At 71.2% G+C, this 16,891-nt stretch carries 11 protein-coding genes; 7 read left to right on the top strand and 4 right to left on the bottom strand.

Annotated elements, in window-relative coordinates; genetic code table 11:
* Window positions 1–178: 178 nt before the first annotated feature.
* A complete protein-coding gene (locus tag ETD86_RS43620) occupies window positions 179–2,065 on the top strand; it encodes an ABC transporter ATP-binding protein (protein ID WP_138672511.1) in 1,887 nt (628 codons plus the stop codon).
* Here ETD86_RS43620 and ETD86_RS43615 read toward each other — a convergent pair.
* On the bottom strand, window positions 2,037–2,918 hold the full coding sequence (locus ETD86_RS43615) for a sulfotransferase family protein (RefSeq protein WP_138672510.1): 882 nt from the start codon (window positions 2,916–2,918) through the stop codon (window positions 2,037–2,039). The two genes, ETD86_RS43620 and ETD86_RS43615, sit on opposite strands and share 29 nt — an antisense overlap.
* 30 nt (window positions 2,919–2,948) lie before the next feature.
* Here ETD86_RS43615 and ETD86_RS43610 point away from each other — a divergent pair, with 30 nt between their 5' ends.
* From ETD86_RS43610 to ETD86_RS43600, 3 genes are read left to right on the top strand one after another with little or no spacing between them, the layout of a single operon-like run.
* Window positions 2,949–3,686, top strand: a complete 738-nt coding sequence (locus ETD86_RS43610) for an SIR2 family NAD-dependent protein deacylase (protein ID WP_246149189.1) — start codon at window positions 2,949–2,951, stop codon at window positions 3,684–3,686.
* Window positions 3,673–4,566, top strand: coding sequence for a S66 peptidase family protein (locus ETD86_RS43605; protein ID WP_138672508.1), 894 nt, complete (start codon window positions 3,673–3,675; stop codon window positions 4,564–4,566). The genes ETD86_RS43610 and ETD86_RS43605 overlap by 14 nt, the downstream gene beginning before the upstream one ends.
* Window positions 4,567–4,599: 33 nt before the next feature.
* Window positions 4,600–5,478 carry a hypothetical protein gene (locus ETD86_RS43600; RefSeq protein ID WP_138672507.1) on the top strand — a complete coding sequence of 293 codons (879 nt, stop codon included), beginning with the start codon at window positions 4,600–4,602 and terminating at the stop codon, window positions 5,476–5,478.
* Here ETD86_RS43600 and ETD86_RS43595 read toward each other — a convergent pair whose 3' ends face one another.
* Together ETD86_RS43595 and ETD86_RS43590 are read right to left on the bottom strand one after the other, a co-directional pair.
* Entirely contained in the window at window positions 5,479–7,782 is a 2,304-nt protein-coding gene (locus ETD86_RS43595; protein WP_138672506.1) for an ATP-binding cassette domain-containing protein, read from the bottom strand.
* 150 nt (window positions 7,783–7,932) lie between these two features.
* Window positions 7,933–10,728: an AfsR/SARP family transcriptional regulator gene (locus tag ETD86_RS43590; RefSeq protein WP_170223578.1), complete on the bottom strand. Its 2,796-nt coding sequence runs from the start codon at window positions 10,726–10,728 to the stop codon at window positions 7,933–7,935.
* A gap of 185 nt (window positions 10,729–10,913) precedes the next feature.
* On the opposite strand from ETD86_RS43590, the gene ETD86_RS43585 reads away from it, so the two are divergent.
* Window positions 10,914–11,963 (top strand): glycerophosphodiester phosphodiesterase family protein, encoded by a 1,050-nt coding sequence (locus ETD86_RS43585; RefSeq protein ID WP_138672504.1) that lies wholly within the window; start codon window positions 10,914–10,916, stop codon window positions 11,961–11,963.
* Window positions 11,964–11,996: 33 nt separating this feature from the next.
* Here ETD86_RS43585 and ETD86_RS43580 read toward each other — a convergent pair whose 3' ends face one another.
* Entirely contained in the window at window positions 11,997–13,160 is a 1,164-nt protein-coding gene (locus tag ETD86_RS43580) for a pyridoxal phosphate-dependent aminotransferase (RefSeq protein ID WP_211370684.1), read from the bottom strand.
* A gap of 505 nt (window positions 13,161–13,665) precedes the next feature.
* On the opposite strand from ETD86_RS43580, the gene ETD86_RS43575 reads away from it, so the two are divergent.
* The gene (locus ETD86_RS43575; RefSeq protein ID WP_138672502.1) at window positions 13,666–16,005 is read left to right on the top strand and encodes a lantibiotic dehydratase; all 2,340 of its coding nucleotides are present in this window, start codon (window positions 13,666–13,668) and stop codon (window positions 16,003–16,005) included.
* A partial coding sequence (locus ETD86_RS43570; protein WP_211370683.1) for a hypothetical protein occupies window positions 16,005–16,891 on the top strand: 887 nt, incomplete at its 3' end. The genes ETD86_RS43575 and ETD86_RS43570, both read left to right, overlap by 1 nt.

The raw sequence follows: 16,891 nt of genomic DNA, 5'->3' as shown, positions 1-16,891 counted from the left end.
AGATGTCTATAAGAGACAGGCCCTGCGGGCTCGCCGAAGCGCGGGCAGAGATCCCGGGATCCGGAAGGTGACGGGACCGGGGTAGGGTGCGGGCTGGGGCGGTTTCGCGGTGAGCATATGCGGGAATCGGCGTGCGGCGCGGGGCGCTCTTGCTGGGGGAGGAGGTGGGATCCCCCACATGGCCATGATGGGTGGCGGCTTCGGGCCCCATGTGATGGCGTCGTTGCGGCGCGACGACTCCGTGACCAAACAGCGGCTGCGTCCCGGCACGGTCCGGCGCATCGCCCGGTACGCGCGCCCGTACACGAGGCAGGTCGCGGCGTTCCTGGTCCTCGTCGTGGCGGGCGCGGTCATCGTGATCGCGAACCCGCTGCTGATGAAGGCGATCATCGACGACGGCATCCTGCCCAAGCAGCCCGGCGTCGTGGTCGGGCTGGCCGTGGCGATCGCCGTGCTGGCGCTGGTGGACGCCGGGCTGACGCTGGTGCAGCGGTGGTTCTCGGCCCGCATCGGCGAGGGCCTGATCTACGACCTGCGCACCGAGGTGTTCGACCACGTGCAGCGCATGCCGGTGGCGTTCTTCATGCGGGCGCAGACGGGTGCGCTGGTGAGCAGGCTCAACACCGACGTGATCGGCGCCCAGCGCGCCATCACGAGCACGCTGTCGTCGGTGGTCTCCAACGTGGTCAGCCTGGTCCTGGTGCTGGGCGCCATGCTGGTGCTGTCGTGGCAGGTGACACTGGTCGCGCTGGTGCTGCTGCCGATCTTCATCGTGCCCGCCAAGTTCGTCGGCCGCCGCATGTCGGCGCTGACCCGCGAGCAGATGCAGCTGGACGCCGAGATGAGCTCGGTCACGACCGAGCGGTTCAACGTGGCCGGCGCCATGGTCGCCAAACTGTACGGCCGCCCCGAGGACGACGCGTACATGTTCAGCAGCCGCGCCGCCAGGGTGCGCGACGTCGGTGTGACGGTCGGCATGTACGGCACCGTGTTCAGGGTCGCGCTCGGCCTCGTGGCGGCGCTGGCCACCGCTCTGGTGTACGGCATCGGCGGCGTCCTGTCCGTCTCCGGCGTGTTCGAGCTGGGCACCCTGGTGGCCCTGGCCGCGTTGCTGATGCGCCTGTACGGCCCTCTCACGTCGCTGTCGAACGTGCACGTCGACGTGATGACCGCGCTCGTCAGCTTCGACCGCGTCTTCGAGATCCTCGACCTCCGGCCCATGGTGGCGGAGAAACCGGATGCCGTGCCGGTGCCGGACGGCCCCGTGACGATCGAGTTCGACGACGTGCGGTTCCGCTACCCGGCCGCCGAGGAGGTCTCGCTGGCCTCCCTGGAGTCGGTGGCCAGGCAGGACACGGGCCCGTCGCACCCGGTGCTGAAGGGCGTGTCGTTCACCGCCCGCCCTGGGCAGCTGATCGCCCTGGTCGGCCACTCCGGCGCGGGCAAGACCACGATCACCTCGCTGGTGTCCCGCCTGTACGACGTCAACGAGGGCGCCGTCCGGATCAACGGCCTCGACGTGCGCGACGCCACGCTGACCTCGCTGCGCGACACCGTGGGCGTGGTCATGCAGGACGCTCACCTCTACCACGACACGATCGGGGCCAACCTCCGATACGCCAGGCCGGAGGCGGGTGACGAAGAGATCTGGGAGGCTCTCAGGGCCGCGCAGATCGGTGACCTCGTCGAGAGCCTGCCCGACCGGTTGGAGACGGTGGTCGGTGACCGCGGCTACCGGCTGTCGGGCGGGGAGAAGCAGCGGCTCGCGCTGGCCAGGCTGCTGCTGAAGGCGCCGCGCGTGGTCGTGCTCGACGAGGCCACCGCGCACCTGGACTCCGAGTCGGAGGCGGCGGTGCAGAAGGCGCTGAAGACAGCCCTGGAGGGCCGTACGTCGCTGGTCATCGCGCACCGGCTGTCGACGATCAGGGAGGCCGACGAGATCCTCGTCGTGCACGAGGGGCGCGTCGCCGAGCGCGGACGTCACGAGGAGTTGCTCGACCGCGGCGGCCTGTACGCCGAGCTCTACCGCACCCAGTTCAGCTCTTCGGGTAGCCCAGCCGCTTGAGCTCCTCGCGCCCCACCTTCTCCACCAGCTCCAGGTCGTCCGGCCGGAGGCGGGTGCGCCAGGAGCCGACCTTCGGCGCGCGGGTGTAGAGGGCGACCTTGGGCACCCGCGTCTCCAGGAACTCCGTCAGCGTGGTCACCGCATGCCCCGGTTCGAGCACCAGGTCCTCGTAGCGGATCGTCAGCAGTTGCTCCGCGGGCAGCGTCCTGCGCAGCTCGGCGCTCAGGCGAACGGCGCTGCGCCAGCGCAGGGCGCATTTGCCGGCCGCCGGCATGGCCTTCCACCGGTCGAGGTGCTCGTCCTTGTTGACGCCCAGGAACGCGTTCGGGAACTCCGTCTGCTCGGTCAGCATCGCCGGCCGGAACCACGCCAGGCACGCCGGATCGGCCATCATGTCCGCCGCCACGTCCCTGCCGTCCCTGATGAGCTGTACGAACCGGGCGTCGGGGAACGCCCGCAGCAGCACCGGTGCGCTGTAGATCAGGTCAGGGCTGCCGTCACCGAACCTGGTGACGTCCCCGGTGACCACGCACGGCCCGGCGCCCGTGACGCCGCCCGCCTCCCTGCACGGCTCGGCGCACTGCCCGCAGGAGCCGGGCAGCACCTGCCACGACTCGGCGAGCGCGTCGCGCATGACGCGCACGGCGCCGGACGTGCGGCCGATGGACGGTTTGCGGGCGAAGGCGTGCACCACGTGCGCCACGCTCGCGCGGCCCATCGTCACGTGGAAGCCCGGCGAGCGTTTCAGGGCGCGCGCCATCAGATCCGTGCCGGAATGCGGCGCTCCGAGCAGGAAGACCGGCCGGCGGACCTTGATGCCGTTGACCACGAGGATGTGGGGCGGAAGTCGCATACGGAGGTCAAGTGTGACACCGTTTGCCAGGTGAACGAGCCATTGTCGGTGTCGGTCCTTACGGGTGCCGGCATCTCCACCGACTCCGGCATTCCCGACTTCCGGGGCCCGCAGGGCGTGTGGACCAAGGACCCGCAGGCCGAGGCCAACGCGACCATCGACCGCTACCTGGCCGACCCCGAAGTGCGGCGCCGGTCCTGGCTGGCCAGGGTCGGGCATCCGGCGTGGACGGCCCGGCCGAACGCGGCGCACCGGGCGCTGGTCGACCTGGAGCACGCGGGCCTGCTGCGGGCTCTGATCACGCAGAACATCGACGAGCTGCACCAGCGCGCCGGCTCCGCACCGGAGAAGGTCATCGAGCTGCACGGCACCATGCACCGCGCCGAGTGCCTGTCCTGCGACCTGATCACACCGATGCCGGAGGTGCTGGCGCGGGTGGCGGCGGGCGAGGACGACCCGCCGTGCCCCCGTTGCGGCGGCATCCAGAAGGCGAACACGATCTCGTTCGGCCAGTCGCTCAAGCCCGAGGTGCTGGGCGCGGCCCTCGACGCCGCCCGCTCCTGCCAGGTGTTCGTGGCGGTCGGCACGTCGCTGACCGTGCACCCGGCCGCGGGCCTGTGCGGGGAGGCGCTGGACGCCGGCGCCCGGCTGGTGATCGTCAACGCCCAGCCCACGCCTTACGACCCCTTCGCCGATCAGGTGATCAACGAGCCGATCGGCCAGGCACTGCCCGTACTCGTCCAGGAGTTGATCGATGCAGCAAGGTGACACCGTCGCGATCGTCTCGCCGTCGGGGCCGCCCGACGCCGTCCTGCTCAAACGCGGCGTCGAGCGCCTGGAGGGCCTCGGGCTGAAGGTGGTGGTGGGCGCGCACGCGCTCGACCGGCAGGAGCTCGACTACCTGGCGGGCGACGACGCCGCCAGGGCCGCCGACCTGCAGGGCGCCTGGTGCGACCCGGCCGTCTCCGCGGTGTTCTGCTGCCGCGGCGGATACGGCGCCGGCCGGCTGCTCGACCTGCTCGACTGGGACGCCATGCGAGCGGCCGGGCCCAAGGTGCTCCTCGGGTCGAGCGACATCACGGCGCTGCACAACGCGTTCGCCATCGAGCTGGGCGTGCCCACGCTGCACGGCCCGATGTCGGCCTGCGACCTCCTCGGGGGCGAGCGGGGTCCTGAGCCGCGCACCTGGCAGAGCCTGCAGGCCGCCCTCTTCGGCGACCCCGAGCCCGTGCGGGGCGATCGGGTGCTGGCGCCGGGCCGGGCCGAGGGCGTGATGTCGGGTGGCAACCTGTCGCTGCTGGCGTCCATGTGCGGCACCCCGTGGCAGCCGTCGTTCGCCGGCAGGATCGCGTTCCTGGAGGACGTGGGGGAGGAGCCGTACCGGATCGACCGCATGCTCACCCAGCTTCTGCAGGCCGGGGCGTTCGACGGGGTGCGGGGGATCGCGCTCGGGTCGTGGGTGGACTGCGGCGACCCGTACCCCGTTCTCCACGACCGTCTGGGGCGGCTAGGAGTGCCCGTTCTGGCGGGGCTTCCGGTGGGACACGGGTCACCCCAGATGAGCATGTGGCTGGGGAGACTTGGGGTTATCGATACCGAATCGTGCTCCCTAGCTGACACGTTCAGGGATAGGGAGCAGGCAAGGTAGGAGGGACGAATCCGACAGAAAGGGACACGGCGCGTGAGCTTTTTCAAGCGTGACGGAGCCCGCCGCGAGCCCGTTCGCCGCTCGGTCGAGGACGTCGACCTCGACTCGCTGCTCGCGCTCGTCGCCGAGTCCCGCGGATACACCTGCGCATTCGCTCGCGACGGCGCCACAGTGACACTCACGGGCGACATGACGCTGGTCGTCCGGCTCAGAGGGCTGCGGCGCGAGGCCGGGCGCCGGGCCAGGGAGGACTGGCCCGTGCTGGTCTCCGAGCACCTCGCGCACGCCGTGGCCACCGCCGGCGAGCAGGTCGACGTGTGCGACCTGGAGCAGGCCGGGCCGCTGCTGCGCACCCGCGTGGAGCCGGTGGACGAGCTGGCCGACCTGACCAGGGTGGTCGGCCGCCACCTCAGCGCCGACCTGGTGGAGCTGCTCACCGTGGGCTCGCGCCCGATACGTCCCGAGGAGGCCGGGTGCTGGCCCGTGCCGACGGCGCACGCGCTCGACCTGGCCGTCGCGAACGTCCGCAGGGACGAGCGGCTGTTCGTGGAGGGCATCGAGCTGTCGGGCACGCCGGTGAGCCGGCTGACCGCACGCACGCCTTCCGCCGCCACGCATCTGCGCTGGCTGGGCGACTACCTGCAGGTGCCCGCCGACGGCGTGCTGGCCGTCCTTCCCGACCCGTACACGCTGCTCGTTCATCCCGTGGACGGCATCGGCGTGGTGCGGGCGATCGAGCGGCTGCGGGTGCACGCGCTGTGCACGGACGGGCTCAGCCAGCAGGTCTACTGGTGGCACGAGAGCCGGTTGACGCTCATCAAGGCCGACATCGTCGTCCAGCGAGGGCAGACCAGGCTCGTGGTCGCGCCCCCTCCGGAGTTCGCCCAGGTCCTGGCCCGCCTCGCCGTCTGATTACCCGCGTCCCACGTAGTCGCGCAGGTGGATCGCGGTGAGCGTGGTACCGGTTTCGACCAGCTCGGCCGGCGGACCGGCGAAGACCACCTGGCCGCCGTCGTGACCGGCCCCCGGACCCAGGTCGATGATCCAGTCGGCGTGCGCCATCACGGCCTGGTGGTGCTCGATCACGATGACCGTGTTGCCGTCCTCCACCAGCCGGTCCAGCAGGGCCAGCAGCTGGTCCACGTCGGCCAGGTGCAGGCCGGTGGTCGGCTCGTCCAGCACGTACGTCGTCCCGTTCCTGGCCATGTTGATCGCCAGCTTGAGCCGCTGCCGCTCGCCGCCGGACAGGGTGTTCAGCGGCTGCCCGAGCCCCAGATAGCCGAGGCCGACGGCGCCCAGCCGCTCCAGGATCGTCTTGGACTGCCCGGTGGTGAAGAACTCGCGGGCCTCGGCCACCGACATGGCCAGCACCTCGCTGATGTTCTTGCCGCGCAGCGTGTACGTCAGCACCTCGGGCGTGAACCGCTTGCCCTCGCACTTCTCGCACACCGACGCCACCCCGGCCATCATCGCCAGGTCGGTGTAGATCAGGCCGATGCCCTTGCAGGTGGGGCAGGCGCCCTCGGAGTTGGCGCTGAACAGGCCCGGCTTGACCCCGTTGGCCTTGGCGAACGCCGCCCGGATCGGGTCGAGCAGCCCCGTGTAGGTGGCCGGGTTGCTCCGGCGTGAGCCGCGGATCGGCGATTGGTCGGCCACGACCACACCCTCGCGGCCCGCGACGTACCCGTGGATCAGCGAGCTCTTGCCCGACCCGGCCACGCCGGTGATCACGGTGAGCACGCCGAGCGGGATGTCCACGCTCACGTCCCGCAGATTGTGCAGGGTCGCGCCCTCGATGGACAGGTGCCCGGCCGGCTTGCGGACGTCCTCGCGCAGGCGTACCCGGTGGTCGAGGTAGCGGCCGGTCAGCGTGCCGGAGGCGCGCAGCCCGTCCAGGTCGCCCGCGTAGCACAACTGCCCGCCGGCGGTGCCGGCGCCGGGGCCGAGGTCGGCCACGTGGTCGGCGATCGCGATCGTCTCCGGCTTGTGCTCGACCACGAGCACCGTGTTGCCCTTGTCGCGCAGCTGGAGCAGCAGGTTGTTCATCCGCTGGATGTCATGCGGGTGCAGCCCGGCCGTGGGCTCGTCGAAGACGTACGTGACGTCGGTGAGGCTCGAGTTGAGGTGCCGCACCATCTTCACCCGCTGCGCCTCGCCGCCCGACAGCGTGCCGGACTCCCGGTCCAGGCTCAGGTAGCCGAGACCGATCTCCACCAGGGAGTCCAGCGTCGACAGCAGCCCCTCCAGCACCGGGCCGACCGACGGATCGCTGACGTCGCGGACGAAGCCGGCCAGGTCGTTGATCTGCATCGCCGCGCACTCGGTGATGCTCTTGCCGTTGATCGTGGCCGAGCGGGCGGCCTCGTTGAGCCGCGAGCCGTCGCAGGACGGGCAGACGGTGAGCTTGAGCGCCCGGTCGGCGAACGCCCGCGCCGACGGCAGCATCGACTCCCGGTCCTTGCCGAGGTACGTCCGCCTGACCTTGCTGGCCAGGCCCTCGTAGGTGAAGTTGTTGGTGCCGTACTTGAGCTTGGTGGGCGGCTTGTGAAGGAAGTCCTCCCACTGTTCGGGGGTGAAGTCCTTCAGCTTGACGTCGGGGTCGTACAGGCCGGAGCCGGCCATGACCTGCCACTGCCAGCTGTCCACCGGGAACCCGGGGACCTTGATCGCGCCTTCCTTCAGTGACAGGTCCGGGTCGACCAGCGCGTCCACGTCGATCTCGGACGCCTTGCCCAGGCCCTCGCACTGCGGGCACATGCCCTCGGCCTTGTTGAAGCTGAAATGGTAGGCCGGGCCGACATAAGGCTCGCCGATGCGGCTGAACAAGATCCGCAGCATGGTGTGGGCGTCGGTGGCGGTGCCCACGGTGGAGCGGGGATTGGCGCCCATCCGCTCCTGATCGACGATGATCGCCGCACTGAGGTTGTGCAGCGCGTCCACGTCGGGGCGGGACAGGCTCGGCATGAACGACTGGACGAACGCGGTGTACGTCTCGTCGATCAGCCGCCGCGACTCCGCGGCGATCGTGTCGAAGACGAGAGAGGACTTGCCGGAGCCGGACACTCCGGTGAAGACGCTGAGGCGCCGCTTGGGGATGTCCAGGGAGACGCCCTTGAGATTGTTCTCCCTGGCGCCGCGGACCTGGATGAGGTCGTGACTGTCGGCGGCCGTGTAATCGTGGTGCAGGACGCTGCTCGCCCGGGGGTTGGAGACCACGGAACCCTTCCATCGTCGGCTGACTGTTTATGCCGTAAGGGAATAGCTGGGACAGCCTACCCCCTACCGCGCGGTTCGCACGGAGGTCCGCGGGCCACGTGGGGAACGTACCGTGAAATAACGCGAAGAACGCGGTGGGACTGCTGCGCGTCAAAGCGGGGCGGGTTTGCCCGTCGGATCCTGGGAGAGAAGCGCCTCAGCCTCCTGCGCTGTCATGAGGCCGGCGCGCACCAGCATGCTCACCGATTCCCGCCAGCACTCCCACGCCTCGTCGTCGTTGCCCAGCTTGCGGTGGGTCTGCCCCAGCTGCCAGATCGCGGAGGATTCCCCGACGACGTGGCCGCTCCTCCGCAGGAGCGTGATGGCCTCCCGGTAGGACGATGCAGCCTCCGACAGCCGGCCTGCTCCGAGGTACGCGTCTCCCAGGCAGCTGACGATCTGCCCCGTGGCATACGGCCTGATCTCCGCCGACATCAGGCCCAGCGCCTCCTGGGTCGGCGGGATTGCCTCGGACCATCGTCCCAGCTCGCTGTAGACCTGACCGCGGTTCATCAGGAAGATCGCATGCAGGTCCTGCTGCCCGTACTCGATGGCGAGGGCTTGCCCTTCCTCGTAAGCGGTGAGCGCCTTGTCGAAGCACTTCATCCGCTGATACGCGTTTCCCAGATTGACATAGACCGGCGTCTTCCGGGCGGTTTGCCGCACGGCGTCCCAGTACCCGAGGGCCAGTTCGAACTGTCGGATCGCCGCCTCGGGCCGCTCCCGGCGTACGTAGAGAATGCCGAGGACACCGTGGGTCCGGGCCAGGTTGGCCGGATCGCCGTGGTCGGCGGCGATCGCGATGGCGCGGTCGATGACGCCCTCCAGCTCACTCCACCAGCCGCCGTTGTAGAAGGGACGGAAGATGCCGAGGCCCAGGCTGATGGCGGTGAGCGGGTCCGCGGGATTGCCGGCGGCCTGGCGCGCGGCGGAGAGGAGATTATCCTTCTCGGCCGCGATCCACGCGTTCGCTTCTTCTGGACTCTGGAGCCGGCGGCCGGGCCGGTCGATGGGCAAGCCCTCCAGGAGCACGCCGACGCGGGGGTCGATCAGGACGCCGGCCGTCCTGGTGGTGGCGAGGTAGTGGTGGAGCACCTGGCGGACGGCGGTGGCCCGGTCGGCCTCGGGAAGGTCCTGCACTGCCAGCTCGTGGGCGTAAAGGCGGACGAGGTCGTGCATCCGGTACCGGTCGAGACCGGCAGGTTCGAGGAGGCGGGCGTCGAGAAGATGGTCAAGCGCCGCCGCGGCGTGCTGCTCCGACCAGTCGGCGAGGGCCGCCGCAACCTCCGGCGTATAGGTAGGAATCTCCAGAAGGCCGAGCAGGGTGAACAGATGGGCGGCGTCATGGCCGCTGGGTTCCTCGCGCAGGTGGTGATGGCTGACGGCGATGGCAGCGCGTACTTCGAGATCGGCGTGCTGGAGGGTGTCGAGGCGGCCGGAGGCGTCGGTGAGCCGTTCCGCGAGGTAGGCGAGGGTCCAGTCGGGGCGGGCGGCCAGGCGGGCGGCGGCCACGCGAATCGCGAGCGGGAGGCCGCCGCACAGCCGGACGATCTGGTCCGCGGCTCCGGGCTCGCGTTGGACGCGCGCCGGGCCGGCGATGCGGGCCAGCAAGGTGGTGGCGTCGTGGCGGTCGAGCTCGGTGAGCTGGAGATGCTCGGCACCATCGAGGGAGACGAGGGCTTGCCTGCTGGTGACGATGACCGCGCAGGTGGGTCCGGCGGGGAGGAGGGGGCGGACCTGGCGGGCGTCCAGGGCATTGTCGAGCACGATCAGCAGGCGGCGCGTGGCGGCCAGCGACCGGTAACGGGCGGCGGCCTCCTCCACCTCGGACGGTATGGCGGTGCCGTCCAGGCCGAGGGCGCGCAGTAGCTGGCCGAGCGCGTCGATCGGCGTCATCGGCTGCAGCCCGGGGGAGGCGCCGCGCAGGTCGACGTACAGGACGCCGTCGGGGAAGCGGCCGGACGCGGCGTGCGCGGCGCGGATGGCCAGCGCGGACTTGCCGATCCCGCCGGGTCCGTTGATCGCGGCCACGGCTGGTAAGCCGGGCGGGGTGACGGCGAGCGCCTTGTCCAGCCAGCCGAACTCGGCGGACCGGGCGGTGAAGGCGGGCGTGTCGGCCGGGAGCTTGGCGGGGACCTCACACGGGGCGGAGGCAACGTCGTGACCGGTGGCCAGGTCGAGAATGGGATCCCCAGCCAGCACCGCACGCTGCAGGCGACGCAACGTGACGCCTGGCTCGATACCCAGCTCGTCCACCATGACGCGGCGGGTCTCCTGGTACACCGCCAGCGCCTCGGCGGGCCGGGCGGCACGGTACAGCGCCAGCATCAACTGCGCCCGCGGGCGTTCCCGCAAGGGGTGCGCTTCGATGTGCGCCGTCAGCTCGCCCACCACGGCATGATGGTCACCGGCGGCCATGCGCAGGTCGATGAAGTCCTCCAACGAGACGAGCCGTTCCTCCTCGAGCCGCGCCGCCTCGATCTGCGCCCACGCCTGGCTCCTGCCCTCCAGCGCCGCTCCGCGCCATAGCGCCAGCGCCCGCTCGTAGAGCCCGATCGCGGTGGTTCCGTCTCGAGTGGCGCGCGCTTGCCGGACCAGCAGGGAGAACCGGTGCGCGTCCACACTTTCTGGCGGCAGATCGAGCCGGTACCCGCCGGGCACCGTGGCGATGACCTCGTCCGCCAGCGCCTCCCGCAGCTTGGAGACCACGATGTGGAGCTGCTTGCCCGCGGTGGACGTCGAGCTGTCGCCCCACACATCGGCTACGATCCGCTCGGTGGTGACCACCTGTCCGACGTTCAGCGCCAGCCGGGCCAGCACGCCCACCCGCCGCGTTCCCGCAAGGTTCAGAACGGCACCGTCTGCCGCGACCTCCCACGGCCCCAGGATCTTGATCTCCACGCTCACAGAGAACGCTCCCAACCCTTTGCCCTGCGAAGGTGCAGGAGTTTAGCGGACGACCCTGGCCGTCGTGCGGGGCTCAACAACAGGATTCGGCGTCTGTCCGTTCAGCTGATCCGCAGGCGTCGTTCCGCTCGCGTACGCCCCGCCGTCCCCCGTATGCCCCATGTTGTGGCGACATGAAGAGGCACATGAAGAGATGGCATGCGGTTGTGGCCGCGACGACCGTGGGCGCGGCGATCCTGACCGCGCCCGGCGTAGCGGCGGCCGACCCGGACAAGCGGTTCGACCTGCAGGCGCACCGGGGCGGGCTCGGGCTCGTGGTGGAGAGCTCGCTGCCGGGTTTCGCCAACGCGCTGGAGCTCGGTGTCAGCACGCTGGAGCTGGATGTGCAGATCACCGAGGACGGCGAGGCGGTGGTCACCCACGACCGGAGGATCAGCAACAGGAAGTGCCGCGACACGGCGCCCGCCGCGCCCGGTGACCCCGAGTTCCCCTACGTCGGCAAGTACCTCAACACGCTGACCCTGCAGCAGGTCAGGACCATGGACTGCGGGTCTCTGACGCTGGCGGAGTTCCCCGGGCAGCGGGCCGTGCCGGGGGCGCCGATGGCCACCCTGCGCGAGGTGTTCGACCTGGTCAACCGGTACCGGGCACGCGGCGTCACGCTGAACGTCGAGACCAAGGTCGAGGCCGGCGCGCCGAGCGAGACCGCGCCGCGCGAGCAGTTCGTCCAGGTGGCGGCGCGCGAGATCCGGCGCGCCGGGCTGCTGCGGCAGGTCACGATCCAGAGCTTCGACTGGGGCGCGCTCATGCGGATGCGACAGGTGGAGCCGCGGCTGCCGCTGGTCGCGCTCACCAACCGCGACTTCCTGCAGACCGGGCAGCCGGGCGCCTCGCCGTGGCTGGGCGGCATCGACATCGACGACTTCGGCGGCGATCCGCTCAAGGCGGTCAAGTCGTTCGGGGCGGACGCGTTCTCGCCGGTGCACGGGTTCCCGCAGAACGGCAAGGTGACCGACCCGAACTACGTCCCGTACGTCACCAAGGACATGGTCGACCAGGCCCACGCGCTCGGCCTGAAGGTGATCCCGTGGACCATCGACGACGAGCCGACCATGAACAAGCTCATGGACGACGGCGTGGACGGCATCATCACCGACTACCCCGACCGGCTGCGCGGCGTGATGGCCGAGCGCGGCTTCAAGCTGCCCCGGTCGTACCGGCCGCACAAGGGCTAGGCGCGGGTCCCCCCGCACGGGCGGTAGCCGCATTCAGGCGGACAGCGGGTTGGCGTGCCGGTGGTGCAGGCCGATCACGGGGATCTCGTGCAGGCTGCCCGAGTACAGAAACTGCGTCATCCCGATGAGCAGCCGCCGCACGTCCTCCTGCGGCCGCACCACCAGCCGCAGGAACTGGCTGGTGGTGCCCAGCTTGTTGCCGCACTCGCGGACGTACACGCCGTGCTCGGACAGCAGATGGTCGCGCAGCGGCACCCCGTCGTGCCCCGGCGGCAGCTTCACCAGCAGGAAGTTGCCCTGCGACGCGAACACCGACAGCCCCGGCATCGTGCTGAGCTGCTGGAACATCGCCCGCCTGTCGCCGGCCAGCCGCTTGAGGCTCTCCTGGTACTCGGGGATGAACTGCTTCATCATGAAGACGATGACCTCGGCGAACGAGTTGAGGTTCCACTTCGGCAGCGCGTCGCGCACCCGGCCGGCCAGCGCCGGGTTGGCGACCATGTAGCCGAAGCGGATGCCGTGCAGGCCGAAGTTCTTGCCCAGGCTGCGCAGCACGATCACGTTCGGGCGCACCGCGGCCTCCGCCGCCACGCCCGGGTACGGCTCGGCGTCCACGAAGTCGCCGAAGGACTCGTCCACGATCACCAGGTCGAGGTCGATGAGCTCGTCCATGAGCCGCACGACCTCGTGCCTGGGCAGGTAACCCCCGTCCGGGTTGTTCGGGTTGCAGATCACCGCGACGCGAGAGCCGCGCATGCGGATGAACGACACGTAGTCGTGCACGTCCAGGGCGAAGTTCCGGCTCTCCAGCAGCGGATACATGTCCACCCGTTTGCCCGTCTCCAGCGGCTGGTCGGTCCAGCGGCCGAAGGTGGGGATCGGGATGGCCAGGCTCTCCCGCACCAGCAGGTGGTCGATCCAGGTGATCAGCTCGGTCGACCCGTTGCCCATGGCGACCGTCTTGGGATGGAGGCCGAGCGTGGAGCACAGCTCCTCGGTGATCGTGCCCGCGTCGCTCGGATAGAACTTCAGTATCGTCTCCAGATTCCTCCCGAGGTGCTCGAAGACCTCCGGCGTCGGGAAGTACGGGTTGCACGGTATGCAGAAATCCACCGGTGCGCGCTCTCCGGACGAGCCACGCATCAGTGAGAAGTACGACGGGCTGTGCGCCTGTGTACGCAAGAGGCTAAGCTCCACGACACCCTCCATGGAACACGTGTCCGATGTGTGTAGGTACGCGCCGATGGAGTGACCGGTTCACGGCAGTGTGCGGCGGCTCGGCCGGGGTCGCCCGGTGGAAGGACCGGGAAAAACGACAACGGCCATGGGGAGATAATCGGCACGGTCGCCGGAACAGGCTCGAACATGCGACGGGGCGGCACCCGCGATTTATCCGCCGGTGAAAATCTTCTGCCATTCTTCGGGTTGGAATTCCCGGTCTCCCGCCCGGATGTGCTCTCCTTCGCCTATCACTCGTTGTACAGGCAGGATAGGCGGGCGGCTACGGAAAGTAAACAGCCTGTGTCCTATATGGAGGCATTTGCCGTTGTTGGCGGGCAATTCTCCGCGAGTTGCATTTGCGTTCGGTCACCACTCTCATTTTTTTCTCATGCCAGAATGCATTGACAGAGAAAAGTGATCTTGTAAGCATCTGGCTTGGGCGTGCTTTTTGAATTCGCCGCGGAGAAAGAGAGGCGCGTACATGGCCGACGAGTGGACGCTGTTGCCTGCCGTGGTCGTCCGCAGCTCCGGATTCCCCTGGGAGCTCGTCCTGTCGCTGGCCTACCCACGGGCGGCGGAGACGGCGGCGGCGGTCGTACGGCTGGAGCGGGAGGCACTCGACCTGCTCGCCCGCCCGCAGGCGAGCGGGCGGCCGCCGCGTGCGATCCGCGGCCGCCTGCGCCGGCTGCGGCCCCTGCCGCCCGGCACGCCCGGCCCCCCTGACTGGCTGGCGGACTGGAACCGGGTGACGGGCCTGCTGGAGGAGGCACGTCTCGCCCTTGCCGACGTGGTCGCCGCCGACGCGGCCCGGGCCAGGACGGCCACCGCCGCGATCGCCTCCGACGAACGATTCCTCGACGCCCTGGTCTGCTCGGCCCCCGCCGCCTACCGCGAGCTGCGGCGGAGCCCGGCCGAGGCCGCGCGGCGGCTCGCCCCGCACCTGCAGCGGCTGGCCACCCGGTGCGCGCAGACCGGCTTCTACGCGCCGATCGACTTCGCCCGCATCGAGCCCGGCCGCGACAGCGGCTACACCTGGGCCGGGCACCGCGAATGCGCCCGGCGGATCGCCTACCCCGCCGCCCGCGTCGGCGAGGCGCTCCAGCAGCGCATCCTGGCCGACCCCGCGCTCGTCGCCGGGCTCGTGCCACGGCGCCGTCGTGCCCGGCGGACGGAGACGGACACCGGGCACGACGGCGCCACCTTCGCCGGGCACTGCGACGGCCGCCGCACGCTCGCCGAGATCGCCGCCGACACCGGCACGGGGCTGGAACGGGCCTCGGCGGCGCTCGCCGTGGCGGTACGCCGCGGGCTGCTCACCCACGACCTGTGCCCGCCCGCCACCATCCCCGACCCGCTCGGCTGGCTCCGCGACCGGCTGCCCGGCGAGGAGGCCCCCGCCGTGCCGGAGCCGGGGCTCGTGGCCGCGCGCGGCGTGCCCGCGCAGCGGCGGCGGGCATTCGCCCGCCCGCGGCCCGCCGCCGGGGCCGACCTGCCCCTGGTGCGGCGCGTCAGGGAGATCGCCGACCTGCTCGAGCGCTACCCCGCCGCCTCGCCCGACGTGAAACTGGCCGTGCAGAGCAGGATCGAGACTCTCGCCGGCGGCGGCCAGCGGGCCGGGCGCGACGAGCGGGTCGTCGTGTACGAGGCCGCGGCCGGCACCCTGCACGTCACCGTCGGCGACCCGCTCGCCGCCGACCTGCGCGAACGTGTGCCCGCGGCGCTCGGCCCGCTCGCCGAGGAGGCCGAGCTGACCAGGCTGCGCACCAACCGGCTGCTCGCCGGGCGGCTCGGCGCGGGCACGTTCGAGCTGGCCGAGGTGCTGCCGGCGGCGGGGAACCTGGAGATCCGGCACGGCGACCGGATCGCCGGCCTCGTCCGCGACGCGGACCCGGACGCCGGCGCCCTGGACCTCGCCGGGGTGTTCGGGGAGCCCGTCCCGCCGGCCGCGCCCGTGTTGTGCGCGGCCGACGTCATGGTGGCCGCGCCGTCACTGGAGGCGTACGAGCCGGGCGTGACCCCGCTGGTGCTCGGCGGGCTGCACCCCGCGCCGCTGCTCACACCGTGGGAGCTGCAGTTCCGCCGGGATGGCGCGATCGCCGGAGCGCGCCCGAGCTCGGCCGAGCGGGACGCCGCCGTCGCGCGGGCGCTGCGCGGGTTCACCGCGCTCAACGTCATCTCACCCCGCGCCGACGGTCTGCCCGCGCTGGAGCTCCCCGGGCCCGTCCTGGAATCCGGCGGCGCGGCGGCGGACCCGCGCCGGCGCCGCCTCGGGCTCGACGACCTGTACGTGTGGTGCGACGGCCACCGGGCCGTCCTGCGTGCCAAGGGGAGCGACGAGCCGCTGATGTTCCACAACGGCGAGCCCGGTCACGCCCTGCACACCGCGTTCGCCCTGCCGAAGATCCGGCCGCCCGTCCTGCCCGACCTACCCCGGATACCCCGGCTGACGTGGGGAAACGTCGTCATCTCGCGGCGGCGGTGGCGGCTCGGCAGGATGGTGTTCGAGGCGCTCGGCCGGGCCGGGGGCGACCGCGAGCTGCTGCTGGCCATGGCCCGCCTGCGCGAGCGCCACGACCTGCCCCGCACGTTCTTCGCCGCCGCCTTCTCCTCCGCCGAGCGAAGCCCCGTCTACGTCGACACCCGCGCGCCCGCGCTCATCGAGCAACTGGCCCGCCTGGCGGGCACGGCCGAACGGCTCACCCTGACCGAGACGCTGCCAGGGCCGGAGGAGTGCTGGCTGCGGGACGGCGGTCAGCGCTTCGCCGCCCTGTTGCGCTGCGTCTACCTGCGGCCGGCCGCGCGTGCGGGGGAGTGCGGCTGATGGACCTGCTCGTCGTGCCCCCGCTCACCGACTTCACGACCGAGGTCGTGCCGCCCGCGGGGATGGAGCTGCTCGACCTCAACGAGCGGATGGTCGCCCGCCTCGCCGACCCCATCCGCCTGCGCACCGCCGCCGACCGGCTCGCCCACGGGCCGCTCACCGCACTGTTCGGCCGGGCGGCGGCGGCCATCCTGGAACGCGGGGGGTTCGACGACGCCCACCTCAGAGCCGTGGGCACGGCGCTGGGACTGGCCTTCGACCCGGCTGTCCGGCTCGCGATCGACGGCCTCGAACTGACCGAGGGCAGCGTGCGGAGCAGCCGGGACGTGGTGGGCGCGGCCCGGCGGTGCCGGTTGATCCTGCCGGAGCTCTCGCGGGCCGGGGAGGCGGCCGCGCGGGCGCGGCGCGTGTACGTGGTGGTCGACGACGGCTGTCAGCTTCCCGCCGCGTTCGCGCTGGTGGGGGCGCTGGGGCCGGAACGGCTCACGTTGTGCGGGCGGTTCGTGGCCGAGCACGGCGCCGCCTTGCGGCGCGTTCCCGAACTGGCGGGGGTCGCGCTGCGGACGTGGACGCCGGAGCGGGTGGTCCGGTCGTCCTGGTGTGCACGGGAGGAGCCCGTGCGGTGGGTGACCGGGACCCTGCCGCCGCCGGGAGATGGGGCTTGGGCGGGGCGGCTGGACGCCGCGCGGCTCGCCGTGTTCCCCCTGGAGGCGTTCGCCCGCTGCCGTGGTCTGACGATGATGGTGACCCGGGTCGACTTCCTGGGCGCCGCGGCCGGCATGAACGGCCTGACCGTCAACCTGCGCCGCCTGATGACCGCCATCCCGGCCGGGGTGCCGGTGACGTGCGAGCTGGCGGTGGGCGCGCCGGGGGTCACCGCCGGCGT

This window comes from Nonomuraea turkmeniaca, assembly GCF_005889735.1.
GTDB classification, from domain to species: Bacteria; Actinomycetota; Actinomycetes; order Streptosporangiales; family Streptosporangiaceae; genus Nonomuraea; species Nonomuraea turkmeniaca.
The sequence above is the reverse complement of the archived record's forward strand: the minus strand, read 5'-3'. Positions and strand labels throughout refer to the sequence as shown.

Bases quoted from the DNA above. Each gene is read 5' to 3' on its own strand.
- ETD86_RS43620 (WP_138672511.1), top strand. From the start codon at position 179: ATGGCCATGATGGGTGGCGGCTTCGGGCCCCATGTGATGGCGTCGTTG.
- ETD86_RS43615 (WP_138672510.1), bottom strand. From the start codon at position 2,918: ATGCGACTTCCGCCCCACATCCTCGTGGTCAACGGCATCAAGGTCCGC.
- ETD86_RS43605 (WP_138672508.1), top strand. From the start codon at position 3,673: ATGCAGCAAGGTGACACCGTCGCGATCGTCTCGCCGTCGGGGCCGCCC.
- ETD86_RS43585 (WP_138672504.1), top strand. From the start codon at position 10,914: ATGAAGAGATGGCATGCGGTTGTGGCCGCGACGACCGTGGGCGCGGCG.
- ETD86_RS43575 (WP_138672502.1), top strand. From the start codon at position 13,666: ATGGCCGACGAGTGGACGCTGTTGCCTGCCGTGGTCGTCCGCAGCTCC.